Origin of the sequence: Modicisalibacter sp. MOD 31.J, from assembly GCF_020147985.1 — a bacterium.
Lineage (GTDB): Bacteria > Pseudomonadota > Gammaproteobacteria > Pseudomonadales > Halomonadaceae > Modicisalibacter > Modicisalibacter coralii.
Genome location: NZ_JAGXFF010000004.1, coordinates 583,688 through 609,822 on the forward strand (window position 1 = coordinate 583,688; position 26,135 = coordinate 609,822).

Genomic DNA, 26,135 nt, shown 5'->3' on the forward strand with positions numbered 1-26,135 from the left:
GCCGCATGAACGAGGCCGGCGACGCGAGTCGTCGGCCCGTTTTCATGTCAGGCCCCGGCCTTGGGGTGCCGTCCCCCAGGTGACGGGGCCGTAGCGAGAGACCGATTATGCTGTCCAATCTGACGTTTCTGACATTCTGTGTGGCCTTGGCGGTGCTCGGGCTGATCGCCTTCATCGTGGCACGCGCCAAGGCCTCCCGGACGCGCCAGGCCGGGGTGGCGATGTACGCCCAGCCCGATCAATATGCCTGGTTCTCGGTGCTGGCCACGGCCGGCCCGGCCATCGCGGTGGGCGCCGTCGGCGCTTTCGTCATGCTGCTGCTGGGTGCCGAGATTCCCACTCCCTACCTGCTCGCCGCGAGCCTGGTGATCGCCGCCATCGGGCTGTTCGTGGGGGTCAGGCAGGTGCGTCCCGACTTCCACGCACGTCAGGCCATCGAGCGGGTGATCCGCCTGGCGCTGGCGGGGGCGGCCCTGGTATCGATCGTCACCACCTTCGGCATCCTGCTGTCGATCGTTTCCGAGGCGATCCGTTTCTTCCAGATGCAGGGCCTGTGGGATTTCCTGACCGGCACCACCTGGTCGCCGGGCGACAGTTTCCTCGCCGCGGCCGGACGCGGTGGCGAGTCCGCCGGCGGCGCCCAGTTCGGGTCGGTACCGTTGTTCGCCGGCACCTTCATCATTTCCCTGATCGCCATGCTGGTGGCGATTCCGGTCGGCCTGCTGGCGGCGATCTACATGGCCGAATTCGCGCCGCCGCGGGTGCGTACCCTGGCCAAGCCGGTGCTGGAGGTGCTGGCGGGCATTCCCACCGTGGTCTATGGCTTCTTCGCGGCGATCACCGTGGCGCCGATCATCGTCGACATCGCCGGTTTCTTCGGCCTCGACGCCTCCTACAACAACGCCCTGGCGCCGGGCGTGGTGATGGGGATCATGATCATTCCCTTCATCTCGTCGCTTTCCGATGACGTGATCAATGCGGTGCCCGACAGCATGCGCGAGGGCTCGCTGGCGCTGGGCATGACCAAGGGCGAGACCATCAGGAGCGTGGTGCTGCCGGCGTCGCTACCGGGGATCATCTCGGCGTCGCTGCTGGCGGTCTCCCGGGCGCTGGGCGAGACCATGATCGTGGTCATGGCTGCCGGCATGCGCCCCAACCTGACCGCCAACCCGCTCGAGGACATGACCACGGTGACGGTGCGCATCGTCGCCGCCCTGACCGGCGACCAGGAGTTCGAGAGTGCCGAGACGCTCTCCGCCTTCGCCCTGGGTCTGGTGCTGTTCGTGGTCACCCTGGTCCTCAACATGGTGTCGGTACTGATGATTCGCCGTTTCCGCGAAAAGTACCGCTCCAACAACCTGTGACACGACGAGGTTCGTTACGCTCATGAGCCAATCCTTCGACGCCATCACCGCCCAGCTCAAGCGGCGCCATCGCCGCTCGGCCAACCTCAAGCGGATGTCGATGGGCGCGCTGATCCTCGCCGCGACCTTCCTGGTGGTGTTCATCGGCGACATGCTGGCCAAGGGCCTGCCGGCCTTCCAGCAGGCCCAGATCCAGGTCGAGGTGACCTACAGCGAGCAGGCCCGCGAGATCCCGCCCGCGGCGGTGGGCGACGACGTTCGCTCGCTGGTCAGCCGCGGCTATCTGCGCCTGATCCCCTCGCGCATGGAGGACGATCCCGACCTGCTCGGCACCCAGCGCATGGAGTGGGTGATCGCCGACAGCGCCGTCGATCAGTACCTCAAGGGGCACGACTCGAAGCTCAGCGCCAAGCAGCGCCGGCTCGTCGACCGCCTGGCCGAACAGGGGCGTGCCGAGCTGCGCTTCAACACCACCTTCTTCACCACCGGCGACTCGCGCATGCCGGAGATGGCGGGCATCGCCGCGGCGGCGATGGGCACGGTGATGACGTTGATCGTGACCATGGCGGTGTGTTTCCCGATCGGGGTGATGACCGCGGTCTATCTCGAGGAGTTCGCGCCCGACAACCATCTCACCCAGATCATCGAGATCAACATCAACAACCTCGCCGCGGTACCCTCGATCCTCTTCGGTCTGCTGGGGCTGGCGATCTACATCAACTTCTTCGGCGTGCCGCGCTCCTCGCCGCTGGTGGGCGGGCTGACCCTGGCGCTGATGACGTTGCCGGTGATCATCATCGCCACCCGCACGGCGCTGCGCAGCGTGCCGGACGGTATCCGCCAGGCCGCCTTCGGCGTGGGCTGCTCGCGCTGGCAGGTGGTGCGCGATCATGTCCTGCCGCTGTCGCTGCCGGGCATCCTGACCGGCTCGATCATCGGCATGGCCCAGGCGATGGGCGAGACCGCGCCGCTGATCATCGTCGGCATGGTGGCTTTCATCCCCGACGTCTCGGCCTCCTTCGCCAATGCCGCCACGGTGATGCCGGCGCAGGTCTTCACCTGGGCGGGCGACCCGAGTCCGGCGTTCGTCGAGAAGACCGCCGGCGGCATTCTGGTCCTGCTGGCCGTGCTGATCACGCTCAACGCCACCGCCGTGTTGCTGCGCAAGAAATTCGAACGTCGCTGGTAAGTCGGCGACACTGTCGAGGACACGATTCATGCTCAACGAACAGATTCTCCGGACCAAGGGGCAGACCCACGACATGCCAACGGGCGATCCCACCCGACCTCACGCGCCGCAGACGGGGCAGCCGGGCGAGCCGGTCAACCGCAACGAGGAGGCCAACCACGAGCTGAGCATTCGCGTGCGCGATCTCAACCTCTGGTACGGCGAGCACCAGGCGCTCAAGAACATCAACATCGATGTCTACCAGAAGAACGTCACCGCGCTGATCGGCCCCTCGGGCTGCGGCAAGTCGACCTTCCTGCGCTGCCTCAACCGCATGAACGACCTGATCAAGAGTGTACGCATCGAAGGGCTGGTGGAGATGGACGGCCGCGACGTCAACGAGGCGAAGATGGACGAGGTGGCGCTGCGCCGCCGGGTGGGCATGGTCTTCCAGAAGCCCAATCCGTTCCCCAAGTCGATCTACGAGAACATCGCCTATGCGCCGCGCATGCACGATCTGGTGGGTCGCAAGAGCGAGCAGGACGAGCTGGTCGAGCGGGCGCTGCGCGATGCCGGGCTGTGGAACGAGGTCAAGGACAAGCTGCATCAGCCGGGCACCTCGCTGTCGGGGGGCCAGCAGCAGCGGCTGTGCATCGCCCGGGCCATCGCCGTGCAGCCCGACGTGATCCTGATGGACGAGCCGACCTCGGCGCTCGATCCGATCTCGACGGCGACCATCGAGGACCTGATGGACAAGCTCAAGCAGCAGTTCACCATCGTCACGGTCACCCACAACATGCAGCAGGCCGCCCGCGTGGCGGATTACACGGCGTTCTTCCACCTCGGTGAGCTGATCGAGTACAACGACACGCGGATGATGTTCTCCAACCCGCACACCAAGAAGGCCGAGGACTACATCACCGGCCGCTACGGCTGATCGTCTACGGCATGGCGGCGGCTTGAAGCCGGCCGGCGGCCATGCTACATCTAGTGACGACTCGGAGATGGCATACCTCCGGGCGTCGCCTTGATCAGGCAACCAACGACGCCGAACCATCGCTCACGCGATTGATGATGCCTGCGAAGCGCCCGAGGTGCGTGCGTAGCAGGTGTCGTCGTGTCTCCCGCCGCCTCGTTCGCTTCGTGTTGCACGTTTTCGTCAGGCAACAGGAAGGATCGCTTCATGTGGACATCGGTAGTGGCCATCGGCGCGGGCGCGGCGATCGGCGCCAATCTGCGCTGGTTGCTGGGCCTGTGGCTCAACGCGCTGTTTCCCTCGCTGCCCCCCGGAACGCTGGCCGCCAACTGGCTGGGCGCCTGGTTGATTGGCGTGGCGATCGCGCTGTTCGCCCAGTTGCCGCAGCTTTCCCCGGAATGGCGGCTGTTCGTCGTCACTGGCTTTCTCGGTGCCCTGACCACCTTCTCGACCTTTTCCGCCGAGATGCTCACCACCCTGCAGTCGGGCAAGTGGGGCATGGCCCTCGGCGGTATCGCGCTGCACGTCGCCGGCTCCCTGGGCATGACGGCCCTGGGCATGGCGACGTTCGGTGTCGTGAAAACCCTGGCAGGAGCCATCAAATGACCTCACTCGACAGCGGTTACGAACTCCTCTTCATGGCGCCGGAGTCGCGTCGGCACGCTGGCGAGCCGGTACTCGACGCGGTGGTGGAAGCCGCCCGGACGCTGGGCATCACGCGCTACACGCGGCGTGCCGACGTGATGAGCGCCGGCGAGAACGGCCATGTCCACGCCGCGCATTTCTTCGAGCTGGCCGATCGGCCGTCCGAGGTGATGTTCGTGCTCGAGCCGACGCTGGCCGAGCGGCTGATCGAGGCGGTGGACACGGCGGGCATCGATGTCTTCTGCCTGCGCCGCCCGGTGGAGTACGGCCACCTGGGCGACTGAGCGGTCGCCCGGCGGCATCTATCGAGTCTAGTCGAGCAATTCCACGGCCACGGCCGTCGCTTCGCCGCCGCCGATGCACAGGCTGGCGATGCCGCGCCGCCCGCCGCGTCGGCGCAGCGCATTGATCAGGGTGGCGATGATCCGCGAGCCGGTGGAGCCGATCGGGTGGCCCTGGGCGCAGGCGCCGCCGAACACGTTGACCCGCTCGTGGGGCAGACCCAGATCGTCCATGGCGATCAGCGTGACCACCGCGAAGGCCTCGTTGATCTCGTAGAGGTCGACGTCCTCGGCCCGCCAGTCGAGCCGCTCGAGGAGCTTGCCGATGGCGCCCACCGGGGCGATGGTGAATTCGCTGGGGTGGCGGGCGTGGGTGGCGTGGCCGACGATACGCGCCAGCGGTTTCAGCCCGCGGCGTTCGGCGGCGTCCGCGCTGGCCAGCAGCAGCGCCGAGGCGCCATCGGAGATCGAGCTGGCGTTGGCGGCGGTGATGGTGCCGTCGGCCGAGAAGGCCGGACGCAGCGAGCGAACCCGGTCGAGCCTGGCGGTGAAGGGTTGCTCGTCGTGCTCGACGACGTGCTCGCCCTGACGGGTGGTCACCGTCACGGGGGCCAACTCGTCGACGAGCTCGCCATGCTCGTGGGCGGCCAAGGCTCGTTCCAGCGAGGCGATGGCGAAGTCGTCCATGCGCTCGCGGGAATAGCCGCGGGCGTCGGCGACCTGCTGGGCGAAGGCGCCCATCAACTGCCCGGTCTCGGCATCCTCGAGCCCGTCCAGGAACATGTGATCCTTGAGCTCGCCGTGGCCGAGCCGATAGCCGCTGCGGGCCTTGGTCAGCACATGGGGGGCGTTGGACATCGACTCCATGCCGCCGGCGAGCAGTAGCGCGCCGCTGCCCGCGCGAATCGCGTCGTGGGCCAGCATGGTGGCCTTCATGCCCGAGCCGCACAGCTTGTTGACCGTGGTCGCGCCGATGGCGTCGGCAATGCCGGCCTGGCGCATCGCCTGTCGGGCGGGGCCCTGCTTGACGCCGGCGGGCAGCACGCAACCCAGGATGCCCTCGTCGATCCAGTCGGGATCGATGGCGGCGCGCTCGATGGCGGCGCGGATGGCCACGGCGCCGAGTTGCGGGGCAGTGAGACTCGACAGGCTGCCCAGCAGGCCCCCCATCGGCGTTCTGGCGGCAGAGAGAATGATGATATCGTTGGCGTTGGTCATGGTTCGCTCCCGGCGAAAGGCCGGCTCGGGGCATCGTGTGACGATGGTCCGCGAGCCGGCCGACGGGCGCGTTGACCGCACCCGGGGCCTGTGGTTTGCTCGGTAAAAACCAAGCAAGCGCTAGTGTAAAAATGACTCTAGAGAATGCCTCGCCACGCCGCAAGGAGCTGGTGCGCCTCGCCGCTCGTCTGTTCGTCGAAGAGGGCTTCGACCGTACCACGGTGCGCATGCTGGCCCAGGCGATGGGCATCAAGTCCGGCAGCCTGTTCCATCACTTCCGTGACAAGCAGGCGATCCTGCACGCCGTCATCGAGGAGGGCACGCACAATGCCCTGAGCCTTGCCCGCAAGGCGCTCGCCGAAGCCGGGCCCGACCCGCGGGCGCGCCTCGACGCCATGGCGCGTGCCCATCTGCAGACCCTGCTCAGCGATCGCAACGCCCACGTGGTTGCGCTCTACGAGTGGCGGCGGCTCGACGACGCCTCCCACGAGGCGCTCGGCCATCTGCGCGATGCCTACGAAGGACTCTGGCAGCAGGTCATCGACGAGGCACTGGCCGCCGGCCTGATTCATGGCGATCCGTTCCTGGTCCGGCGTTTCGCGCTGGGCGCGCTCAACTGGACGGTGCGCTGGTACGACCCCGACGGCAGTCGTTCCCCCGAGACGCTGGCGCGCGAACTGGTGGCGATGATCACCTCGTCCCGACCCTGACGAGCCGACCCGGCCTGGACTCGACCATGGTCTAGCCATTTCCCTGACGGCATGCCTTGCTCCGCCGCCGGGAAGCTTCTAGCTTCAGGTCAGGATTCATGAGGTTGACGTTTACGTCAACTGAAGAAGAGCGGGCCGGTTCGCCAGGCGGTAATCAGGCCGGTGGAAAGTCGGCTCTTCCCGATGAGCACAACAAACACAACGAGCCCGAACGGGGCGTCAGTCAGGAGGGCACGCCATGTATACATCCACGAAGCCGGATGAAGGGCCGGGCCGATCCGAGGCCTTCTCCATGGACGCCGTCATGGAGCGGATCGACGATCATCGCGACGGCAGGCTCAACGCCTTCGAGGCCTGTTGTGGGCGCCACCTGCGCCAGGGGCGCGGTGGGGCGACGGCGCTGGTCCACGAGGATACCGAGATGCGGGTCACGTCGCTGAGCTACGCTGAGCTGGCCGCCGCCAGCGAACGGCTGGCCGGCTGGCTCGCAAGCCGTGGCCTGGGCGAGGGCGATCGCATCGCCTGCATGCTGCCGCGCTCGCCGCAACTGCTAATTGCGGTGTTCGCCACCTGGCGCATCGGCGCGGTCTATCAACCGCTGTTCACCGCCTTCGGCCCGGACTCGGTGGATTATCGTCTGGGCCGTGCCGACACCCGGCTCGTGATCACCGATCATGCCAACCGCAGCAAGTTCGATGGCCTGACACACAGTCTGCCGGTCCTGACCGTCGGCGGCCCCCTCGGCGATCACGGCGACGACCTGGACTGGGACGCCGCGCAAGCTCACCCGCCCATCGAGACGCCGGCGCCCCGGCAGTCCCTGGATGCCCCCTTTCTACAGATGTTCACCTCCGGCACCGTGGGCAAGCCCAAGGGCGTGGCCGTGCCGCTCGCGGCGCTGCCGGCCTTCGCCCTTTACATGGAACTGGCCGTGGGCCTGGAGGCCCATGACCGGTTCTGGAACATGGCCGATCCGGGCTGGGCCTATGGTCTCTACTATGCGATTACCGGCCCGTTGTTGCTGGGCGTGGCCACGCATTTCTGCGAGACGGGGTTCAGTGCCGAAGGCGCCTTGGCGTTCTTGAAGCGCCACCGCATCACCAACTTCGCCGCCGCGCCCACCGCCTACCGACTGATGAAAGCCTCCGGATTGTTCGACGAGGCCCGCGAGTGTCTCGAACTGCGGCGGGCCAGTTCGGCCGGCGAGCCGCTGAACAGTGAGGTGGTGAACTGGGTGGAGAAGGCCCTGGGGTGTCCGGTGATGGATCACTATGGCCAGACCGAGACCGGCATGACCTGCTGCAACCATCATGCCCTGGCGCATCCCCGCCACGTCGGCGGCATGGGGGTGCCGTTGCCCGGCTATCGGCTGGCGGTCCTCGACGCCGAACACCGCGAGTTGCCCCCGGGTGAGCCCGGGGTGCTGGCGGTGGATATCGCCAATTCGCCGGCACACTTCTTCGCCGGCTACACCTGGCAGGAGAAGCACCCCTTCGTCGATGGTTACTACCTGACCGGCGACGTGGTGATGTACGACGAGGCGGGGGTCTTCCAGTTCGCGGGACGTGGCGATGACATCATCACCACCGCCGGTTACCGGGTGGGGCCCACCGACGTGGAAAACTGCGTGCTCAGCCACCCCGCCGTGGCCGAATCCGCCGCCGTGGGCCAGCCCGACGCGATCCGCGGCGAGATCATCAAGTCTTACGTGGTGTTGCGCGAGGGCATCGAGGCCAGTGACGAACTGGCCGAGGAGCTTCGTCGCCATGTCCGGGAGCGGCTCTCCGCTCACGCGTTCCCGCGGGTGATCGAGTTCGTCGATGCCCTGCCCAAGACGCCCAGCGGCAAGATCCAGCGTTTCAAGTTGCGCGCGGATGCCGCCGATCAGGCGGCCAGGACTGCTCTCTGACCCGGGAGGTTTCTCGATGCAAGTCAAGGACAACAACTTTCTGATCACCGGGGCCGCCTCGGGATTGGGCGCGGCCACCGCGGAGCGCCTGCTGGCCGGCGGTGCCCGCGTGGTGCTCTGCGATCGCAGCGAGCACGTCGAGGCACGTGCCCGGGAGTGGGGCGAACGTGCAGTCGCCGTGCGCGGCGACGTGTGTCGTGCCGACGACATGCAGGCCGCCGTCGATCGCGCCGTGGCGCTGGGCGGGCTGCACGGGGTGGTGCATTGCGCCGGGGTGGTCAGTGTCGCCAAGCTGCTCGACCGCGAGGGCCGGCCGGCCGATCTCGACGCCTTCGCCAAGACCGTCGAGATCAATCTGGTGGGCACCTTCAACGTGCTGCGCCTGGCGGCGGCGGCGATGGCCGACAATGCGCCCCAGGACGAGGATGGCGAACGCGGCGTGCTGATCGACACCGCCTCGATCGCCGCCTTCGACGGTCAGGTCGGCCAGGCCGCCTACAGCGCCTCCAAGGCCGGGGTGGCGGGGATGACCCTGCCGCTGGCCCGCGAACTGTCGCGCTACGGCATTCGGGTGATGACCATCGCCCCGGGCGTCTTCGAGACGCCGATGATGGCGGGCATACCCGACGACGCGGTGGCTTCGCTGTCGGCGGCGGTGCCGTTTCCCAAGCGGCTGGGGCGCGGCGAGGAGTACGCGGCGCTGGCCGAGCAGATCGTCGCCAACGTGATGCTCAACGGCGAGACCATTCGCCTCGACGGGGGCATTCGCATGCAGTGAGCGGGAAGCGGGAAGCGGGAAGCGCTAAATTTAAACGAACGCTTGACTCGTCATGCCGGGCGGGGCTAATTTCAAACATGTGTTTGAACGCGGCCCGGACCGCGTTGCGCCCCATTCGAGGAGATCCCCATGCCCGACTATCAGGCCCCGCTGCGCGATCTGCGCTTCGTCATGAACGAGATGCTCGACTACCCCGGCCATTACGCGCGTCTGCCGAACGGCGAAGAGGCCACGCCGGACATCGTCGAGGCGATCCTCGAGGAGGGCGGACGGTTCACCCGTGAGGTGCTGTTGCCGCTGAATCAGAGCGGTGACCGCGAGGGGTGTCTGCTGGAAGGCGGTGAGGTCAAGACACCTCAGGGCTTCAAGGAAGCCTACGCCCAGTACGTCGAGGGGGGCTGGCCGGGGCTTTCCGCCGAGGTCGAGCATGGCGGTCAGGGGCTGCCGGCCTCGCTGGCCCTGGCCCTGTCGGAGATGATCTGTGCCAGCAACCTGGCCTGGGGCATGTATCCGGGGTTGTCCCACGGCGCGGCGGATGCGCTGCGCCATCACGGCAGCGAGGCGCAGAAGGCCGCCTACCTGAGCAAGCTGGTCGAAGGCGTGTGGACGGGCACCATGTGCCTGACCGAGCCGCACTGTGGCACCGACCTGGGGCTGATCAAGACCCGCGCCGTGCCCGAGGGCGACGAGGGCTATCGCATCACCGGGACCAAGATCTTCATTTCCGCCGGGGAACACGACCTGGCGGAAAACATCGTGCATCTGGTGCTGGCCAAGCTGCCCGATGCCCCGGAAGGCTCGCGGGGCATCTCGCTGTTCGTGGTGCCCAAGTACCTGCCCGATGCCGACGGCAACCCGGGCGAGCGCAACGGCGTGACCTGCGGCTCGCTCGAGCACAAGATGGGCATCCACGGCAACGCCACCTGCGTGATGAACTTCGACGGCGCCCTGGGCTATCTGGTGGGGCCGCCGCACAAGGGGCTGGCGTGCATGTTCACCATGATGAACGAGGCGCGTATCGGCGTGGGCATCCAGGGCCTGGGCCTGATGGAGGCGAGTTACCAGAACTCGCTGGCCTATGCCCGCGATCGCTTGCAGATGCGCGCCCTGTCGGGGGCCAAGGCCGCCGACAAGCCGGCGGATCCGATCATCGTGCATCCCGACGTGCGGCGCATGCTGCTCACCCAGAAGGCGCTGGCCGAGGGCGGGCGCATGCTGGTGATGTACACCGGGCAACTGGTCGATCTCGCCGGTCATGCCACCGACGCCGCCGAACGTGAGCGCGCCGAGACGCTGCTGGGCCTGCTGACGCCGATCGTCAAGGCCTTTCTCACCGAGCTGGGATTCGAGGCCACCAACGAGGGCCTGCAGGTCTTCGGCGGTCACGGCTTCATTCAGGAGTGGGGCATGGAGCAGTTCGTCCGCGATGCCCGCATCACCCGGCTCTACGAGGGCACCACCGGCATTCAGGCGCTCGACCTGCTGGGCCGCAAGGTGCTGATGAGCCAGGGCGAGACGCTCAAGATCTTCACCAAGGAGATCCACAAGTTCTGCCAGGCGCACGCCGACGACGAGGCACTCAAGCCCTTCGTCGAGCCGCTGGCGACCCTCAATGCCGAATGGGGCGAGCTGACCCTGGCGGTGGGCATGAAGGCGATGGGCGACCGCGAGGAAGTGGGCGCGGCGAGCGTCGATTATCTGCTCTATTCCGGCTACGTCACCCTGGCGTATCTGTGGGCCCGCGCCGTGGCGAGCGCCGAACGGGCGCTGGCGGAGGGCACCGATGACGCGGCCTTCTATCGCGGCAAGCGCGCCACCGCCGACTTCTACTATCAGCGGCTGCTGCCGCGGACCCGCGGGCATGCGGCGATGATCCGCGCCGGTGGCGAATCGCTGATGGCGCTGGACGAGGATGACTTCGCCCGGGGCTTCGCCATCTGATAGTACGGCATTGCTGGAATTCTCGACCCCGCGTCGGTTGACACTGGCGTGGGGCTTTCGCGTCGCGGACGATTGTCGTCCGGCGGCGATGCCGCCATCATGGGGGCAACGCAATTGCCAGGATGGCCGGCATGGACCACGACGTCGACCGTAAGAAGCGCGACATCCCCCTCAACCTGACCCTGACGCTGGCGGCGCTGGTGGTCATCATCGGCGGGATGAAGCTGGGTGCCGACCTGCTGGTGCCGTTGCTGTTGTCGCTGTTCATCGCCGTGATCTGCACGGCTCCGGTGCACTGGCTGTATCGCCTGGGTGTCAGCCGGCGCCTCTCGGTGCTGCTGACGCTGGTGATCCTCGGACTCTTTCTCACCCTGCTCGGCACCCTGCTGGCCAGCAGTTTCGCGACCTTCATGGAAGCGTTGCCGCAGCTCGAGGACGAGCTGCGCAAGCATTACCTATCGCTGCTCAACTGGCTCAGCAACATGGGCGTCCACGTTCAGCCCCGGCGCATGTCGGAATGGCTGGATCCCACCACCGCCACGCAGATGGTGCCGACGTTCCTGGGGGGGATCGGCAATCTGCTGTCGCAGAGCGTGCTGATCATGCTGCTGGTGATCTTCATGCTCTTCGAGACCCTGGACTTTCGCGAGAAGGTCGCCCAGTCGCTGGACAATCCGGCGCCGAGCCTGCGGCGTTTCAAGGAGTTCAGCCACAATCTCAAGCGCTATCTGGCGATCAAGACAGTGATCAGTCTGATCACCGGGACGTTGATCTATCTCGCCTGTCTGCTGCTGGGGGTGCAGTTCCCGCTGCTGTGGGGGACGCTGGCCTTCAGTCTCAACTACATCCCCAACATCGGCTCGGCGCTGGCCGCCGTTCCCGCCGTGCTGCTGACCCTGGTGATGCCCGACGGCGGTCTAGCGAAGGCGAGTGTGCTGGCGCTGGCCTACCTGCTGGTCAATTTCGTGATCGGCAATCTCATCGAGCCGCGGGTGATGGGCCACACCCTGGGGCTGTCGACCCTGGTGGCCTTCCTCTCGCTGGTGGTGTGGGGGTGGATCCTGGGGCCGGTGGGGATGCTGCTCGCGGTACCGCTGACCATGACGCTGAAGATCGCCCTCAACAGCCACCCGGAAACACGCTGGCTGGCGCGGATGCTGGGCGGACGAGGCGAATATTGAGGCTGGCCGCGAACACGACAACGCCGCCCCCTCGGCGCAGGGGCGGCGTTGCGAGACGCGGGTGATCGTCGGCGATCAGGCGTTCTGATCGATGAACTGGATCAGCTGTGACTTCGACTGGGCACCGACCAGCGAGGCGACCTTGGCGCCGGACTTGAACAGCATCACGGTGGGTACGCCGCGTACGCCGTGCTCGGCGGCAATGTCCGGAGCATCGTCGACGTTGACGCTGACGACCTTGAGGTTACCGGCCTTCTCGTCGGCGACTTCCTCGACCACCGGCGCCATCATCTTGCAGGGGCCGCACCAGGGCGCCCAGAACTTCAGCAGGACCGGCTGCTCGGCCTTGAGGACTTCCTGCTCGAAGTTGGCGGTGGTGACATCGACGTTGTTAGCCATGTGAATCTCCAGATTGCTTGCGCTGACTCTAGCGTAGTCGGTCGATGGTAGCCCTGGACGCTATCGCTGGCAAATGGCCATTGCCAAGCGCCGCGATAGGGCCGCGCTATGAAAATGGCTGGCGCTTGCTGGTGGGAATCGACCCGACTATCATGCTCTTATATTCGATTATGTGATCGATTGAAAGAGCTTTTATTTCCTCAAGAAATTAAAAAGCGGCACCCAGGAGCCCGCGGGTCAGGAGTCGTGCACGCATGAAGCTGCAACAGCTACGTTACATCTGGGAAGTCACCCGGCACAATCTCAACGTCTCGGCGACGGCGCAGAGCCTGTTCACCTCGCAGCCGGGCATCTCCAAGCAGATCCGCCTGCTCGAGGACGAGCTGGGCGTGGAGATCTTCGCCCGCAGCGGCAAGCATCTGACCCGGGTCACCCCGGCCGGGGAGTCGATCATCGACCTGGCCGGCGAGGTGCTGCGCACCGTCGACAACATCAAGCAGGTCGCCCAGGAGCACAGCGACGAGCGTCGCGGCAGCCTGGCGATCGCCACCACCCACACCCAGGCGCGTTACGCGCTGCCGCCGCTGATCAGCGAGTTCACCCGCAAGTACCCCGATGTCGCGCTGCACATGCAGCAGGGCACGCCCAAGCAGATCGCCCAGATGGTCAGCGAGGGGCAGGCCGACTTTGCGATCTGCACCGAGTCGCTGGAACTGTTCAACGACCTGGTGCTGCTGCCGTGCTATCGCTGGAACCGCTGCGTGCTGGTGCCCGAGGACCATCCGCTGGCCAAGCTCGGCGAGCTGACCCTCGAGCGTCTCGCCGAGTACCCGCTGGTCACCTACGTCTTCGGTTTCACCGGGCGCTCGCAGCTTGACGATGCCTTCCGTGCCAAGGGGCTCAGCCCCAACGTGGTGCTCACCGCCGCCGATGCCGACGTGATCAAGACCTATGTACGGCTGGGCATGGGCGTGGGCATCGTCGCGCACATGGCCGTCGATCCGCAGACCGACGGCGACCTGGTCCCGCTGGATGCCGGGCACCTGTTCGCCAGCTCGACGACCAAGATCGGTATCCGCCGCGGCACCTTCATGCGTGGCTACATGTACGACTTCATTCAGCGTTTCGCGCCGCACCTCGACCGCGACCGGGTCGATGCCGCACTGGCCGCCGGGCCGCGTCACGAGCAGACGTTGTTCGACGGTATCGAACTGCCCGTGCGCTGACCCTCAACCCATCCCGAACGCAGAGAACCCCGCTGGCGGCGGGGTTCTCTGCGTTTACGGGGGTAGCATTGAATCAGTGCTGCAGGTGCAGGCCGCACTCGCGCTTTTCCTCGACCTTGGTGGGGTCGAAGTAGTCGAAGTTGTTGGGCAGGTCGAAGCGCTGCAGGTACTGGTACATGTCCTTGGCGGTCCAGTGCAGGACCGGCGCCACCTTGATGAGGCCGTCGGCGTTGACCGAGACGGGCTGCATCTGGGCACGCTGGGCGGTGTCCTCGGCGCGCAGCGCGGTCAGCCAGACCTGCGGGTTGGTCTCGCGCAGGGCGCGCTGGAACGGCTCGAGCTTGACCTCCTCGGTGAAGGCGGCGTGACGCGGGTCGTCGATGCCCGGCAGCGGCCCGTCCAGCGCCTCGCGATGCGCCCGCGAGCGGCGCGGATGGTAGATGGTCAGATTGAGCGACAATCGTCTGGCGAGCTCGTCGGCGAAGCGGTAGGTGGCCTCGGTGTTGTAGCCGGAGTCCATCCAGACCACCGGGATGTCGGGCTGAAAGCGCGTCGCCAGATGCAGGATCACCGCCTCGAAGGGGCGGAAGTTGGTGGTGCAGATCGCCCGCTTGTCCAGGCTCAGGGCCCAGCGGGTCAGGCCTTCGGGGTCGTGGCCCAGCTCCTGATTGACCGCATCGATGTCGAGATCCATGGAAGGCTCCTTGAAGGGGGCGAGGCGGTGCCTCGGGAATGCGCCTACCGTATCAGAGCCCGCCGGATCGCCCCCAATACTGTTTGGTTCGATTCTTATATGGCCGGATTGGCTAGCGAACGCCGCGCCGTTAGAAGAAATGGTCCTAGTAGCGCGAGGGCGTCCTGCGGCTGGCCGCCAGCGGCGTGACGCGTGGTGGTCCCTCCGCCGGCCAGGTGACTTCGGCCTCGATGGCGTAGACCTCGCGCAGGCGCTCGACGGTGAGCACCTCGCCGGGCGGCCCCTGGGCGACGGCGCGCCCCGCGTCGAGCATCCACAGTCGCGAGGCGTAGCGGGCCGCCAGCGTCAGGTCGTGGACGGCGAGCACGACGATGGTCCCGTGTAGCCGGGCGTGCTCGCCGAGCCAGTCGAGGGTCTGGAGCTGATGCTGCAGATCGAGCGCGCTGGTGGGCTCGTCGAGCAGCAGCAGGCGCGGCTCGCGGGCCAGCGCCTGGGCGATCGCCACGCGCTGGCGCTGGCCGCCGGAGAGGGCGGTGAGCTGGCGTTCGGCGAGCGGCTCGAGTTCCAGTCGGGCCAGGGTATCGCGAACGCGGCGCAGGGCGCTCGGGCCATCGCCGGGCGCCAGGGTGCGCACGGCGAGCAGGACCGCCTCGAAGACACTCAGCCGGCTGCCCGTTTCGGTCGACTGGGGCAGGTAGTAGAGACGCCGCGCGCGGGTCTCCAGCGGCTCGTCGTCGAGGGCACGGCCGTCGAGGATGAAATGCCCGTGAGCGCGCTGATGGCCGGCGATGGCGCGCAGCAGGGTTGACTTGCCGGCGCCGTTGGGGCCGATCAGGGCGGTCAGCTCGCCCGGCCGCGCGTCGAGCGGGCCGATGTCGTGAAGGACCTCGCGCCCGCCCAGCCGGCAGCGCAGCGACTCGATACGCAGACTCATCCCCACGGCTCCCGGCGGCTGCGCAGGACCAGCGCGGCGAAGAACGGCAGGCCGATCAGGGCGGTGAGGATCCCCAGCGGAACGATCAGGCCGGGGATCAGCGTCTTGGCGAGCAGCGAGGTCACGCTCATGATCAGCGCGCCGCACAGCGTCGCCATGGGCAGGAAGACGCGTTGGTCCTCGCCCACCAGCAGCCGGGCGATATGCGGACCGACCAGCCCCACGAAACCGATGGTGCCCACGAAGGCGACCGCGGTCGCCGCCAGCAGCGAGGTGCCCAGCAGCACGCGCAGCCGCAGACGCCCCGGATCGACGCCCAGCGAGCGTGCCTGGGTCGCGCCCAGGCCCAGGGCGGTGAGCCGCCAGCGCGACCGCCAGAAGCCCAGGCCACAGAGCGCGAGCACCAGCGCGGAAAGCGCGACCGTCGTCCAGCTGGCGCGCTCGAGGCTGCCCAGCGACCAGAACATCAATTGCTGCAGCGCTTCGGCGGAGGCCACGAACTGCATCAGGCCGAGCAGCGCATTGAAGAAGAACATGATGGCGATGCCCAGCAGCACCAGCGACTGCACGCTGACCCCGCGCCAGTGGTTGACGGCCCACAGCGTCAGCGACGCCAGCATCGCCAGCAGGAAGGCATTGCCGGCGGTCAGCCATGGGCCGGCCAGTGGCATGACGCCGATACCCAGGATCAGGCTCAGCGCGGCACCGAAGCTCGCTGCCGACGAGATGCCCAGGGTGAAGGGATCGGCCAACGGATTGTTGAGAATGGTCTGCATCTGGGCGCCGGCCATCGCCAGGCTGGCGCCCACGAGTACCGCCATCAGCGCGACCGGCAGGCGGATCTGCCAGACGATCGCCCTGAGCGTCGACGAGACGCTCTCGGGCGAGACGAGGGCCACCATGACCCGGGGCAACGAATAGCCCCCCGGGCCCAGCGCGACATCGCCGAGCAGGCTGGCCAGGGTCAGTGCCAGCAGGCCGCCGAGCAGCCAGTACTGTCGTCGCTGCCGCGCCCGGTAGCGGGCAATGCTGTCATCCCGGCAGCGGGATGACACGGCTGGATTCGTGGGCATGCGGGATTCCCGTTCCGCGGTCCTCATCGGGCCAGGGCATCCATCAGTCGACCGATCTTGGTCAGCGACTCCTGGTACTCGGCTTCCTCGTCGGAATCGGCGACCAGCCCGCCGCCGCCCCAGACATGCAGGCGTCCGGCATCGGCGATCACGGTACGAATCGCGATCGAGGTATCCATGTGGCCGCGCACGTCCACGTAGCCCAGGCTGCCGCAATAGACACTGCGCTGGCAGGGCTCGAGTTCGTCGATGATCTGCATCGCCCGGACCTTGGGCGCGCCGGTGATCGAGCCGCCGGGGAAGGCCGCGGCCAGCAGGTCGAGCGCCGCATGACCGCCGGCGAGTTCGCCGCACACCACGCTGACCAGATGGTGCACGTTGGCATAGCTCTCCAGGCCGCACAACTGCGGCACCCGCACGCTGCCGGGGCGGCACACGCGGCCCAGATCGTTGCGCAGCAGATCGACGATCATCACGTTCTCGGCACGGTCCTTGAGGCTGTCCAGCAGCGCCTCGGCGTGGCGCCGGTCCGCCTCGGGCGTGTCGCCGCGCGGTCGGGTGCCCTTGATCGGTCGGGTCTCGACGCGGCCCTCGCTGACCTCGACGAAACGCTCCGGCGAGACCGAGAGCACGGCCTTGTCGTCCCAGGCGAGGAAGCCGCCGTAGGGCGTCGGCGTGGCCCGGCGCAGGCGACGATAGGCCTGCCAGAGGCTGCCCCGGTACGCGGCGCTGAAGCGCTGGGTGAGGTTGATCTGGTAGCAGTCGCCGGCGCGGATATAGGCCTGCACGCGGCGAAAGCGCCGGCCGTAGTCGGCGCGGTCGAGTTCGGCGGTGAAGGGGCCGGTGAGCGTGAAGTCGTCCTCGGCCGGCGCGGGCTCGGCCAGCCAGGCCAGTACCTCGTCGCGCCGCGCCGCGCTGGCCACCAGCCAGGCCTCGTGCCGCTGGTGATCCTCGATGAGCGCCCAGTCGTAGAGCCCCAGCCGGCAGTGGGGCAGCGTGGTGGCGGGGCGTGCGCGGCCCTCCAGCGGTGCCAGGCGCCGGTTGAGATCGTAACCCCAGTAGCCGATCAGGCCGCCGAGAAAGGGCAGGTGACTTGGCGGAGCCTGGATATCCAGGCTGTCGAGCAGGGCCTGCTGGGCGGCGAAGGGAGCGTCGGGCAGGGCCAGCCCGCTGTCGCTGTAGACGCGCCCCTCGGCGTCCACTTCGAAGCGTGCCCGAGGGTCGCTGGACAGGATGTCGTAGCGTCCGCCGGGGCCATGGGGCTTGCCGCTGTCGAGCAGCACGGCCCCCGGACGCCGGCGCAGTGCCTCGAAGCGGATCGTTGGGTCGCCGTGATAGGGCAGGGGGACGATGTCGAGTCGGGTGGTCATGCGAAACGGCCTGACAGAACGAAGGCATAGTCTATCAGTGTCATCACGGCGGCGCCGATGGTTGACGGGCGGGGCGTTGTCGACAATCAGGTGCCGAGGCCGGACACCCACCTACGCCCAAAGGCGAACGGGGCGAAGGGCAATGGGATGTTGACGGCTCGGGGCCAGCTGTCTAGAGTGCAGAAATCCGTGAATTGTCGACAATGGCAGGCAACCCATGCAGGACAACCGTGTCCCCGAAGTCCGTACCCTGGCCGAGCGGGTGTTCAACCAGCTCCAGGATGCCATCGTACGCGGCGAACTGGCGCCTGGCACCAAGATCACCGAGCCGGGGCTGGCCAAGACCTATGGCATTTCGCGCGGGCCGTTGCGCGAGGCGATGCGTCGCCTGGAGACCCATCGCCTGATCGAGCGCGTTCCGCATGTCGGTGCCCGGGTGGTCAAGCTCTCGATGCGCGAACTGCTCGAGCTGTTCGACGTGCGCGAGGCGATGGAGAGCATGGCCGCCCGGCTTGCCGCCCGCCACATGACCGCCGAGGAGATCGCCGGGCTGCGCGAGGTGCTCGCCGTCCACGAACGCCAGAGCGACCTGTCCCGGGGCGAGGCCTATTACCAGCGCGAGGGCGATCTCGACTTTCACTATCGCATCGTCCAGGGCAGCCATAACCGCATGCTGATGACGTTGCTGTGCGACGACCTCTATTACCTGGTGCGGCTCTACCGCACTCAATTCAGCGCCAGCGGGGCGCGGCCGCACCGTGCCTTCGTCGAGCACCACCGCATCGTCGACGCCATCGAGGCCGGCGACGAGGAACTCGCCGAACTGCTGATGCGCCGCCACGTCAGTGCCTCGCGCGAGAACGTCGCCGAGCGCTACGCCGCCGTGCTCGAGCAGGAAGCCGGTACCCCCGTCGCCCCCATCCAGAGGAAAACGTCATGACCCGACTCACCCCCGGGGCGCGCTTTCGCGCCGCACTCGACGCCAACCGGCCGCTGCCCATCGTCGGCACCATCAATGCCTACACGGCGCTGATGGCCGGCAAGGTCGGGCACCAGGCCATCTATCTCTCCGGTGGCGGCGTCGCCAATGCCTCGTTCGGCCTGCCGGACCTGGGCATGACCACCATGAACGACGTGGTCGAGGACGCTCATCGCATTACCGGCGCCACCGACGTGCCGCTGCTGGTCGACATCGATACCGGCTGGGGCGGGGCCTTCAACATCGCCCGCACCATCAAGGAGATGGGCCGGGCCGGCGTCGCCGCGGTGCACATCGAGGATCAGGTGGCGCAGAAGCGCTGCGGTCATCGCCCCAACAAGGCGATCGTCTCCAGGCAGGAAATGGTCGATCGCATCAAGGCCGCGGCGGACGCCCGGCTCGATCCGGACTTCTACCTGATCGCGCGGACCGACGCCTTCCAGAAGGAGGGGCTCGAGGCCGCCATCGACCGCGCCAACGCCTGCGTCGAGGCCGGCGCCGACGCGATCTTCGCCGAGGCGGTGCACACGCTCGACGATTATCGTGCCTTCTGCGAGGCCATTGATGCTCCGATTCTCGCCAATATCACCGAGTTCGGCGCCACGCCGTTGTTCACTCAGCAGGAACTGGGCGAGGTCGGCTGCCGCATGGTGCTCTATCCGCTGTCGGCGTTTCGCGCCATGAACGCCGCGGCGCTGGAGGTCTATCGCAGCATCCACGACAAGGGGCATCAGCACGATGTCGTCGACAGGATGCAGACCCGCGACGAACTCTACGACTTCCTCGACTACCATGCCTTCGAGCGCAAGCTCGACGAACTGTTCGAGCAGGAATGATGGAGGGAGCGGCTCCGGCCGTGCCGGGAGTTCCTTATCGACCTCGACAATGTCCGGCGCCGGGGCAAGGCGAAGCGAGGGTCTTTTGCCAAGGCCGGAAAGTGTTCCTTTCCATTCCGGCATTTCCGCCATCCATGGCGGTCAGATGGCAAAAGTAGCGCCCAAGGATGGGTTTACAGCGCCCTCGCGGAGGCTTGCCCTCGGAGTACCCCGGCCACGGGCGATAACATTGGTGTACATCACTACAAAGCGGCAAGGAGACACGTCATGGCAGAGAAGACCCCCAACACCGCCGGGCTGCGTGGCCAGAGTGCCGGCAGTACCGCGCTGTGTACCGTCGGCAAGGAAGGCTCGGGCCTGACCTATCGCGGTTACGACATTCATGACCTGGCCGAGCACGCCCGCTTCGAGGAGGTCGCCTACCTGCTGCTCAAGGGCAAGCTGCCCAACCAGAGTGAGCTGGATGCCTACGTCGCCAAGCTCAAGACCCTGCGCGGTCTGCCCGAGCCGCTCAAGGCGGTGCTCGAGCAGATCCCCGCCGACGCCCACCCCATGGACGTGATGCGCACCGGGGCCTCGATGCTCGGCAACCTCGAGACCGAGGAAAGCTTCGACGAACAGCAGGACCAGAGCGATCGCATGCTGGCGGCCTTTCCGTCGATCATCAACTATTGGTACCGCTACTCCCACGACGGCGTGCGTATCGACACCGAGACCGACGACGACTCGGTGGGCGGGCACTTCCTGCACCTGCTGCACGGCAAGCCGGCCTCCGAGCTGCACGCGCGGGTAATGAACGTCTCGCTGATTCTCTATGCCGAGCACGAGTTCAACGCCTCGACCTTCACCGCCCGTGTCTGCGCCTCGACCCTGTCCGACATCCACAGCTGCGTGACTGGGGCCATCGGTACCCTGCGCGGCCCGCTTCACGGCGGTGCCAACGAGGCGGCGATGGCGATGATCGAGGACTGGCGGACCCCCGACGAAGCGGAGCGCGAGATTCTCGGCAAGCTCGAGCGCAAGGAGAAGATCATGGGCTTCGGCCATGCCATCTACCGCGACTCCGACCCGCGTAACGCCATCATCAAGCATTGGTCGAAGCGTCTGGCCGAGGACGTCGGCGACCAGCGTCTCTACGCGGTGTCGGAGCGCTGCGAGGCCGTGATGTGGCGCGAGAAGAAGCTGTTCTGCAACGCCGACTTCTTCCATGCCAGCGCCTACCACTTCATGGGCATCCCCACCAAGCTGTTCACGCCGATCTTCGTCTGTTCGCGGCTGACCGGCTGGTGCGCGCACGTCTTCGAGCAGCGTGACAACAACCGCATCATCCGCCCGAGTGCCGACTACACCGGGCCGGAGAAGCAGGAGTGGCTGCCGATCGAGCAGCGCCAATAATCTGATTTCGAGCTTAGAGCTTAGAGCTTAGAGCTTAGAGCTTAGAGCTTAGAGCTTGAAGCTTATAGCTTCGAGCCTATACACCAAGGAACCAAGATGAGCGCCAACGTCGAACAGAACCAGCGTCCGGATTACGACGCCGAACTCCAGCAGATCGCCGACTATGTGCTCGGCTACCGGATCGACAGCCAGGAAGCCCTGGACACCGCCCGCAACTGCCTGATGGATACCCTGGGTTGCGGCCTGCTGGCACTGCGCTTCCCCGAATGCACCAAGCACCTCGGCCCGGTCGTCGAGGGCACCGTGGTGCCGCACGGCGCGCGGGTGCCGGGTACCCAGTTGCGTCTCGACCCGGTCAAGGCGGCCTGGGACATCGGCGCGATCATTCGCTGGCTGGACTACAACGACACCTGGCTGGCCGCCGAGTGGGGCCACCCCTCCGACAACCTGGGTGGCATCCTCGCCGTCGCCGATCATCTGTCGCAGAAACGTGTCGCCGAGGGGCTGGCGCCCTTGACCATGCGCGACGTCCTCGAGGCGATGATCATGGCCCACGAGATCCAGGGGGTGATCGCGCTGGAAAACTCCTTCAACCGCGTGGGGCTCGACCACGTGGTGCTGGTCAAGGTCGCTTCCACCGCGGTGGTCGCCAAGCTGATGGGCGCCGACCGCGAGCAGTTGCTGTCGGCGCTGTCCCATGCCTTCGTCGATGGCCAGTCGCTGCGCACCTACCGCCATGCGCCCAACGCCGGGTCGCGCAAGTCCTGGGCGGCGGGCGACGCCACCTCGCGGGCGGTGCGCCTGGCCGACATCGCCCTGCGCGGCGAGATGGGCATCCCCGGCGTGCTCTCCGCGCCGCAGTGGGGCTTCTACGACGTGCTGTTCTCGAAGACCAACAAGGACCAGAAGCTCAAGCCGGAGGATCAGCGCCGCTTCAACCTGCCGCAGGATTACGGCACCTACGTGATGGAGAACGTGCTGTTCAAGATCTCCTTCCCGGCGGAGTTCCATTCGCAGACCGCCTGCGAGGCCGCGGTTCGGCTGCATCCCGAGGTCAAGGACCGGCTCGGCGAGATCGACAAGATCGTCATCACCACCCATGAGTCGGCGATCCGCATCATCTCCAAGGTCGGCGAACTGGCCAATCCGGCGGACCGCGACCACTGCCTGCAGTACATGACCGCCGTGCCGCTGGCGTTCGGCAACCTGACCGCCGAGCACTACGAGGATGCCTTCCACGCGGCGAACCCGATCATCGACGAGCTGCGCGAGAAGATGGTGGTCGAGGAGGACGAGCGCTACACCCGCGAGTACCTGGAGGCGGACAAGCGCTCGATCGCCAATGCGTTGCAGGTGTTCTTCACCGACGGCAGCAAGACCGAGAAGGTGGCGGTGGAGTACCCGGTCGGTCACCGCCGGCGTCGGGAGGAGGGCATCCCGCTGCTCGAGGCCAAGTTCAAGGCCAACCTGGCGACGCGTTTCCCGGCCGGACGCAGCGAGCGGATCTTCGCGCTGTGCAAGGACCAGGCGCGGCTCGAGAGCACCCCGGTGCATGCCTTCATGGATCTGTTCGTGATCTGAGCCCGAGAGGATGCTCTTTCGGTAAACCACGCGAGTCGGGAACGAGTTCCCTCCCACAGGACTTCAGACCGCTTATGAGCGGAGCGGATTGTGTGGGAGCGAACTTGTTCGCGATGCGGTGTTTGTCGGTCACCGGAGAATCACTGCTGCCCGCCGCGCTCCAGGCGGTCGATCAGGGCGTCGAGGTCGGCTTCGTCCATCGCCGGTTCGCCGGCGATGCGGTGGGATTCGTCGGCCCAGGCACCGAGATCGATCAGCCGGCAGCGCTTGGAGCAGAACGGCCGGTAGGGGTTGTCGGCCGACCACACCACCAGGGTTCGGCACTGGGGGCAGGCGACTTCGAGAGGACGCTTGGCGTCGCGGGCATCCGAGGTCATGACGGGTCACCGGGTCGTTGAGTGGAAGCAGCGGCGAGCTGCCGGTAATGGGCATCGAGCCGGGCGACCTGCGCCCGCAGGGCATCGAGATCGCCCTGATTGTCGATCACGTCGTCGGCCCTGGCCAGCCGCTCGTCGCGGGGCATCTGTGCGGCGACGATCGCCCTTGCCTGTGCCTCGTCCACGGTGTCCCGCGCCGTGGTGCGCGCGACCTGCAGGGCTTCCGGCACGTCGATCACCAGACAGCGGTCGACCAGTGCCGCCTGACCCGACTCGAAGAGCAGCGGCGAGACCAGCAGATGATAGGGCGCGCCGCTCTGGCTCATGCGCTCGAGGTGAGCCAGCAGCCGCTGGCGAATGCGCGGGTGGGTCACCGACTCCAGCCAGGCGCGTTCGTCGGGCTCGGCGAAGATCGTCTCGCGCAGCCGCCGCCGGTCGAGCCGGCCCTCGGCGTCGAGGACCCCGCGGCCGAAGTGTTCGGCGATCTCGGCGAGTGCCGGCTCGCCGGGCTCGACCACCTCGCGGGCGACGTCATCGGCGTCGACCCAGGGCACCCCCAGCTCGGCGAAGGCGCGGGCCACGGCGCTCTTGCCGGAGGCGATGCCGCCGGTCACGCCGATGGTCAGCGGTTGGCGCATGGTTGTCCTCTGGTTCTTCCCGATGGGTCGTCGCGGCGGCCGGACGTCAGCCCAGCAGCAGCGACTGGTAGGCGGCGATCAGTGGCGCCCCGAAGAGTAGCGCGATCCACCCGGCCATGGCCAGGAAGGGGCCGAAGGGGATCGGCATGCCGCGCAGCCGGGGCATGACGAGTTGGGCGACGATGCCCACCACGGCGCCCACGCCCGCCGAGAGAATCAGCAGCAGCGGCAGCATCTGCCAGCCCATCCAGGCGCCCAGCGCGGCGAGCAGCTTGAAATCGCCGTAGCCCATGCCCTCCTTGCCGGTGGTCAGCTTGAACAGCCAGTAGAAGGCCCAGAGCACCAGATAGCCGACGACCGCGCCGAGCACCGCGCTTTCCAGCATCAGGGGCTGGAACAGCCATTGATAGAGCAGGCCGGTCCAGAGCAGCGGCAGGGTCAGCAGATCGGGAAGCAACTGGGTGCGCAGGTCGATCACCGCCAGGGCGAGCAGCGTCAGGCAGGCGCCGATCAGCGCCAGGCTCGCCGGCGTGGCGCCATGGATCGTCACCACCGCCACGGCCAGTACGCCGCCGGCCAGCTCGACCAGCGGATACTGGGGGCTGATCGGTTGGTGGCATCCGGCGCAGCGGCCGCGACGCTTGAGATAGCCGAGCAGGGGGATGTTGTCGTGCCAGGCGATCGGCGAGGCGCAGTGCGGGCAGTGAGAGCCGGGGGTGAGAAGGTTGACTCGGGGCAGGGCGGCCACCTCCGGGTCCGGGTCGCGCTCCAGTGCCGCACAGGCTTCCTCGTGCCACTGGCGCATCAGCATCGGCGGCAGCCGGGCGATCACCACATTGACGAACGAACCCAGGCAAAGGCCCAGCACCGCGACCAGCGGCCACAACAGCAGAGGCGGAAAATCGGCCGGCAAGGGAGACTCCTTCTAATCGTCGGCGGGCATCGGCGCCAGACGGTACCATAGCCGCGCTTTCCTGGCATGAAAGCTCTGGCACGGCTGCAGTCGAGGTGCGTCACGAGCGAAGACGAGACAAGGCGACCTTCATCGAGGCAGCGCGAGTTTAGCAGCGCTAAATGAGTGTGCCGAAATGGAGGTCAACGCCGTATCGTCGAGCGCAGTAGCACCGTTGCCTATATCGCGTTGCCCAGCTCGAAGATCGGCAGATACATCGACACCACCAGCCCGCCGACCAGTACCCCCAGCACCACGATGATGAAGGGTTCGAGCAGCGAGGTCAGGGCATCGACCTTGTTGTCGACCTCTTCCTCGTAATAGTCGGCGACCTTGTTGAGCATGGTATCCATCGAGCCGGCTTCCTCGCCGATGCCGACCATCTGGACCGCCAGGCTGGGGAACAGCCCCGTGGAGCGCATCGCGAAATGCAGTTGCTGGCCGTTGGACACGTCGTCGCGGATGCGCAGCACCGCGCGCTCGTAGACCCGGCTGCCGGTGGAGCCGGACGCGGTCTCGAGCGATTCGACCAGCGGTACGCCGGCGGCGAAGGTGGTGGCCAGGGTTCGCGAGAAGCGAGCCACGGCCGACTTGTCGAGAATGTCGCCGATCACCGGCAGGCGCAGGGCCAGCTTGTGCAGCCGATAGGCGAAGCCCGGCGAGCGCCTGGCCCCCTGCTGAATGGCGACGATCGTCGCGACCAGCGCCAGTAACCCGGGCAGCCAGTAGGCCTGGGCGAATTCCGAGAAGGCGATGGTCATGCGAGTCATCGCCGGCAGCTCGGCGCCGAAGCCCTGGAACAGGCTCTCGAACTGCGGCACCACCTTGATCAGCAGCAGGGCGGTCACGCCGATGCCCACCGCAATGACCGCGGCGGGGTAGTAGAGCGCCTTGCGGACCCGTGCCTTGAGCGATTCGACCTTCTCCTTGTAGAGCGCCACCCGCTCGAGCATGCGATCCAGGGAACCGGATTGCTCGCCGGCCTCGATCATGTTGGCGAACAGCCGGTCGAAGTGGCGTGGATGCTGTCGCAGGGCATCGGAGAAGCTGGCCCCGGCGGCGACATCGTCGGCGAGCTTCTGCACCAGGTTGCGCATCGCCGGGTTCTTGAGGCTCTCGGTGACCACGTTGAAGGCCTGGAGGACCGGCACCCCGGCGCGGATCATCGTCGACATCTGGCGCGAGAAGAGCATCACGTCGCGTGGCTTGATGCGCCCGGTACCGCCGAACAGGCTGCTCTTGCGGCGGATACTCTTGACGATGATGCCTTGCTTGGCCAGCTCGCGTTCGACCTCGCCACGCTGCACGGCGACGATCTCGCCGTCGACGTTCTCGCCCTTGCCGTTCTTGCCCGTCCAGCGCCAGCGATAGAGCTGTGTCTTCTCGCGCGACCGGGACTTGCCCCGCGCCTTGTGATGGCGCATGTCCTGCGTCGATGTGGTAGCCATGATCATTCCCCGCGCCCATCCAGAAGGCGGCTTGCGTTTTTGGTGTTATCGGCCGCCGCGGC

25 protein-coding genes and 1 riboswitch are annotated in these 26,135 nt (G+C 67.0%); of the genes, 15 read left to right on the forward strand and 10 right to left on the reverse strand.

Going from position 1 to position 26,135, the window contains the following annotated elements; genetic code table 11:
• Window positions 1-107: 107 nt before the first annotated feature.
• The 5 genes from pstC to KGR00_RS16645 all read left to right on the forward strand — a co-directional run bounded on the left by pstC (window position 108) and on the right by KGR00_RS16645 (window position 4,437).
• Complete coding sequence (pstC, locus tag KGR00_RS16625; protein WP_129138670.1) at window positions 108-1,364, forward strand: phosphate ABC transporter permease subunit PstC; 1,257 nt, start codon at window positions 108-110, stop codon at window positions 1,362-1,364.
• Window positions 1,365-1,386: 22 nt separating this feature from the next.
• Window positions 1,387-2,553: a phosphate ABC transporter permease PstA gene (gene pstA, locus KGR00_RS16630; RefSeq protein WP_224419717.1), complete on the forward strand. Its 1,167-nt coding sequence runs from the start codon at window positions 1,387-1,389 to the stop codon at window positions 2,551-2,553.
• Between the two features lie 73 nt (window positions 2,554-2,626).
• Window positions 2,627-3,469, forward strand: a complete 843-nt coding sequence (gene pstB, locus KGR00_RS16635; protein WP_129138905.1) for a phosphate ABC transporter ATP-binding protein PstB — start codon at window positions 2,627-2,629, stop codon at window positions 3,467-3,469.
• A gap of 54 nt (window positions 3,470-3,523) precedes the next feature.
• Window positions 3,524-3,620, forward strand: a riboswitch (Fluoride riboswitch).
• 95 nt (window positions 3,621-3,715) lie between these two features.
• Entirely contained in the window at window positions 3,716-4,114 is a 399-nt protein-coding gene (gene crcB, locus KGR00_RS16640; protein WP_129138668.1) for a fluoride efflux transporter CrcB, read from the forward strand.
• Complete coding sequence (locus tag KGR00_RS16645) at window positions 4,111-4,437, forward strand: DUF190 domain-containing protein (RefSeq protein ID WP_224419718.1); 327 nt, start codon at window positions 4,111-4,113, stop codon at window positions 4,435-4,437. Before crcB ends, KGR00_RS16645 begins: the two co-directional genes overlap by 4 nt.
• Window positions 4,438-4,464: 27 nt before the next feature.
• Here KGR00_RS16645 and KGR00_RS16650 read toward each other — a convergent pair whose 3' ends face one another.
• A complete protein-coding gene (locus KGR00_RS16650; protein WP_224419719.1) occupies window positions 4,465-5,652 on the reverse strand; it encodes an acetyl-CoA C-acyltransferase in 1,188 nt (395 codons plus the stop codon).
• A 131-nt stretch (window positions 5,653-5,783) separates the two neighbouring features.
• On the opposite strand from KGR00_RS16650, the gene KGR00_RS16655 reads away from it, so the two are divergent.
• The 5 genes from KGR00_RS16655 to KGR00_RS16675 all read left to right on the forward strand — a co-directional run bounded on the left by KGR00_RS16655 (window position 5,784) and on the right by KGR00_RS16675 (window position 12,171).
• Window positions 5,784-6,362 (forward strand): TetR/AcrR family transcriptional regulator, encoded by a 579-nt coding sequence (locus KGR00_RS16655; RefSeq protein ID WP_129138665.1) that lies wholly within the window; start codon window positions 5,784-5,786, stop codon window positions 6,360-6,362.
• 238 nt (window positions 6,363-6,600) lie between these two features.
• A complete protein-coding gene (locus KGR00_RS16660) occupies window positions 6,601-8,271 on the forward strand; it encodes an AMP-binding protein (RefSeq protein WP_224419720.1) in 1,671 nt (556 codons plus the stop codon).
• A 16-nt stretch (window positions 8,272-8,287) separates the two neighbouring features.
• A complete protein-coding gene (locus KGR00_RS16665; RefSeq protein WP_224419721.1) occupies window positions 8,288-9,049 on the forward strand; it encodes an SDR family NAD(P)-dependent oxidoreductase in 762 nt (253 codons plus the stop codon).
• Window positions 9,050-9,178: 129 nt separating this feature from the next.
• On the forward strand, window positions 9,179-10,990 hold the full coding sequence (locus tag KGR00_RS16670) for an acyl-CoA dehydrogenase C-terminal domain-containing protein (RefSeq protein ID WP_224419722.1): 1,812 nt from the start codon (window positions 9,179-9,181) through the stop codon (window positions 10,988-10,990).
• Between the two features lie 131 nt (window positions 10,991-11,121).
• Window positions 11,122-12,171 carry an AI-2E family transporter gene (locus tag KGR00_RS16675; RefSeq protein WP_224419723.1) on the forward strand — a complete coding sequence of 350 codons (1,050 nt, stop codon included), beginning with the start codon at window positions 11,122-11,124 and terminating at the stop codon, window positions 12,169-12,171.
• A gap of 75 nt (window positions 12,172-12,246) precedes the next feature.
• Here KGR00_RS16675 and trxA read toward each other — a convergent pair whose 3' ends face one another.
• Window positions 12,247-12,570 (reverse strand): thioredoxin, encoded by a 324-nt coding sequence (trxA, locus tag KGR00_RS16680; RefSeq protein WP_129138660.1) that lies wholly within the window; start codon window positions 12,568-12,570, stop codon window positions 12,247-12,249.
• A gap of 254 nt (window positions 12,571-12,824) precedes the next feature.
• On the opposite strand from trxA, the gene cysB reads away from it, so the two are divergent.
• On the forward strand, window positions 12,825-13,796 hold the full coding sequence (gene cysB, locus KGR00_RS16685; RefSeq protein ID WP_129138659.1) for an HTH-type transcriptional regulator CysB: 972 nt from the start codon (window positions 12,825-12,827) through the stop codon (window positions 13,794-13,796).
• 73 nt (window positions 13,797-13,869) lie between these two features.
• Here the strand turns inward: cysB and KGR00_RS16690 are convergent, their stop codons facing one another.
• From KGR00_RS16690 to pabB, 4 genes are all read right to left on the reverse strand, one after another.
• Window positions 13,870-14,490, reverse strand: coding sequence for a phosphoadenosine phosphosulfate reductase family protein (locus tag KGR00_RS16690; protein WP_224419724.1), 621 nt, complete (start codon window positions 14,488-14,490; stop codon window positions 13,870-13,872).
• Between the two features lie 145 nt (window positions 14,491-14,635).
• Entirely contained in the window at window positions 14,636-15,424 is a 789-nt protein-coding gene (locus KGR00_RS16695) for an ABC transporter ATP-binding protein (RefSeq protein ID WP_224419725.1), read from the reverse strand.
• Window positions 15,421-16,497, reverse strand: coding sequence for an iron ABC transporter permease (locus KGR00_RS16700; protein ID WP_224419726.1), 1,077 nt, complete (start codon window positions 16,495-16,497; stop codon window positions 15,421-15,423). Before KGR00_RS16700 ends, KGR00_RS16695 begins: the two co-directional genes overlap by 4 nt.
• A gap of 23 nt (window positions 16,498-16,520) precedes the next feature.
• Entirely contained in the window at window positions 16,521-17,867 is a 1,347-nt protein-coding gene (pabB, locus tag KGR00_RS16705) for an aminodeoxychorismate synthase component I (RefSeq protein ID WP_224419727.1), read from the reverse strand.
• A 217-nt stretch (window positions 17,868-18,084) separates the two neighbouring features.
• Between pabB and KGR00_RS16710 the strand changes: the two genes are divergently transcribed.
• The 4 genes from KGR00_RS16710 (at window position 18,085) to prpD (ending at window position 22,658) form a co-directional block, all read left to right on the forward strand.
• Window positions 18,085-18,807: a GntR family transcriptional regulator gene (locus KGR00_RS16710; protein WP_224419728.1), complete on the forward strand. Its 723-nt coding sequence runs from the start codon at window positions 18,085-18,087 to the stop codon at window positions 18,805-18,807.
• A complete protein-coding gene (gene prpB / locus KGR00_RS16715; RefSeq protein WP_224419729.1) occupies window positions 18,804-19,682 on the forward strand; it encodes a methylisocitrate lyase in 879 nt (292 codons plus the stop codon). The genes KGR00_RS16710 and prpB overlap by 4 nt, the downstream gene beginning before the upstream one ends.
• Window positions 19,683-19,949: 267 nt before the next feature.
• Entirely contained in the window at window positions 19,950-21,077 is a 1,128-nt protein-coding gene (prpC, locus tag KGR00_RS16720; RefSeq protein WP_224419730.1) for a 2-methylcitrate synthase, read from the forward strand.
• Window positions 21,078-21,173: 96 nt separating this feature from the next.
• Window positions 21,174-22,658, forward strand: coding sequence for a 2-methylcitrate dehydratase (gene prpD / locus KGR00_RS16725; protein ID WP_224419731.1), 1,485 nt, complete (start codon window positions 21,174-21,176; stop codon window positions 22,656-22,658).
• Between the two features lie 140 nt (window positions 22,659-22,798).
• Here the strand turns inward: prpD and yacG are convergent, their stop codons facing one another.
• The 4 genes from yacG to KGR00_RS16745 all read right to left on the reverse strand — a co-directional run bounded on the left by yacG (window position 22,799) and on the right by KGR00_RS16745 (window position 26,073).
• Window positions 22,799-23,035 (reverse strand): DNA gyrase inhibitor YacG, encoded by a 237-nt coding sequence (yacG, locus tag KGR00_RS16730; RefSeq protein ID WP_129138650.1) that lies wholly within the window; start codon window positions 23,033-23,035, stop codon window positions 22,799-22,801.
• Complete coding sequence (gene coaE / locus KGR00_RS16735) at window positions 23,032-23,673, reverse strand: dephospho-CoA kinase (RefSeq protein WP_224419732.1); 642 nt, start codon at window positions 23,671-23,673, stop codon at window positions 23,032-23,034. The genes yacG and coaE overlap by 4 nt, the downstream gene beginning before the upstream one ends.
• A gap of 46 nt (window positions 23,674-23,719) precedes the next feature.
• Window positions 23,720-24,586 (reverse strand): A24 family peptidase, encoded by an 867-nt coding sequence (locus KGR00_RS16740; protein ID WP_224419733.1) that lies wholly within the window; start codon window positions 24,584-24,586, stop codon window positions 23,720-23,722.
• A 218-nt stretch (window positions 24,587-24,804) separates the two neighbouring features.
• Entirely contained in the window at window positions 24,805-26,073 is a 1,269-nt protein-coding gene (locus KGR00_RS16745) for a type II secretion system F family protein (RefSeq protein WP_129138643.1), read from the reverse strand.
• Window positions 26,074-26,135 lie beyond the last annotated feature (62 nt).

Coding starts and splice junctions, on each gene's coding strand:
- pstC (WP_129138670.1), top strand. CDS start 108: ATGCTGTCCAATCTGACGTTTCTGACATTCTGTGTGGCCTTGGCGGTG.
- pstA (WP_224419717.1), top strand. CDS start 1,387: ATGAGCCAATCCTTCGACGCCATCACCGCCCAGCTCAAGCGGCGCCAT.
- pstB (WP_129138905.1), top strand. CDS start 2,627: ATGCCAACGGGCGATCCCACCCGACCTCACGCGCCGCAGACGGGGCAG.
- crcB (WP_129138668.1), top strand. CDS start 3,716: ATGTGGACATCGGTAGTGGCCATCGGCGCGGGCGCGGCGATCGGCGCC.
- KGR00_RS16645 (WP_224419718.1), top strand. CDS start 4,111: ATGACCTCACTCGACAGCGGTTACGAACTCCTCTTCATGGCGCCGGAG.
- KGR00_RS16650 (WP_224419719.1), bottom strand. CDS start 5,652: ATGACCAACGCCAACGATATCATCATTCTCTCTGCCGCCAGAACGCCG.
- KGR00_RS16655 (WP_129138665.1), top strand. CDS start 5,784: ATGACTCTAGAGAATGCCTCGCCACGCCGCAAGGAGCTGGTGCGCCTC.
- KGR00_RS16660 (WP_224419720.1), top strand. CDS start 6,601: ATGTATACATCCACGAAGCCGGATGAAGGGCCGGGCCGATCCGAGGCC.
- KGR00_RS16665 (WP_224419721.1), top strand. CDS start 8,288: ATGCAAGTCAAGGACAACAACTTTCTGATCACCGGGGCCGCCTCGGGA.
- KGR00_RS16670 (WP_224419722.1), top strand. CDS start 9,179: ATGCCCGACTATCAGGCCCCGCTGCGCGATCTGCGCTTCGTCATGAAC.
- KGR00_RS16675 (WP_224419723.1), top strand. CDS start 11,122: ATGGACCACGACGTCGACCGTAAGAAGCGCGACATCCCCCTCAACCTG.
- trxA (WP_129138660.1), bottom strand. CDS start 12,570: ATGGCTAACAACGTCGATGTCACCACCGCCAACTTCGAGCAGGAAGTC.
- cysB (WP_129138659.1), top strand. CDS start 12,825: ATGAAGCTGCAACAGCTACGTTACATCTGGGAAGTCACCCGGCACAAT.
- KGR00_RS16690 (WP_224419724.1), bottom strand. CDS start 14,490: ATGGATCTCGACATCGATGCGGTCAATCAGGAGCTGGGCCACGACCCC.
- KGR00_RS16695 (WP_224419725.1), bottom strand. CDS start 15,424: ATGAGTCTGCGTATCGAGTCGCTGCGCTGCCGGCTGGGCGGGCGCGAG.
- KGR00_RS16700 (WP_224419726.1), bottom strand. CDS start 16,497: ATGCCCACGAATCCAGCCGTGTCATCCCGCTGCCGGGATGACAGCATT.
- pabB (WP_224419727.1), bottom strand. CDS start 17,867: ATGACCACCCGACTCGACATCGTCCCCCTGCCCTATCACGGCGACCCA.
- KGR00_RS16710 (WP_224419728.1), top strand. CDS start 18,085: ATGCAGGACAACCGTGTCCCCGAAGTCCGTACCCTGGCCGAGCGGGTG.
- prpB (WP_224419729.1), top strand. CDS start 18,804: ATGACCCGACTCACCCCCGGGGCGCGCTTTCGCGCCGCACTCGACGCC.
- prpC (WP_224419730.1), top strand. CDS start 19,950: ATGGCAGAGAAGACCCCCAACACCGCCGGGCTGCGTGGCCAGAGTGCC.
- prpD (WP_224419731.1), top strand. CDS start 21,174: ATGAGCGCCAACGTCGAACAGAACCAGCGTCCGGATTACGACGCCGAA.
- yacG (WP_129138650.1), bottom strand. CDS start 23,035: ATGACCTCGGATGCCCGCGACGCCAAGCGTCCTCTCGAAGTCGCCTGC.
- coaE (WP_224419732.1), bottom strand. CDS start 23,673: ATGCGCCAACCGCTGACCATCGGCGTGACCGGCGGCATCGCCTCCGGC.
- KGR00_RS16745 (WP_129138643.1), bottom strand. CDS start 26,073: ATGGCTACCACATCGACGCAGGACATGCGCCATCACAAGGCGCGGGGC.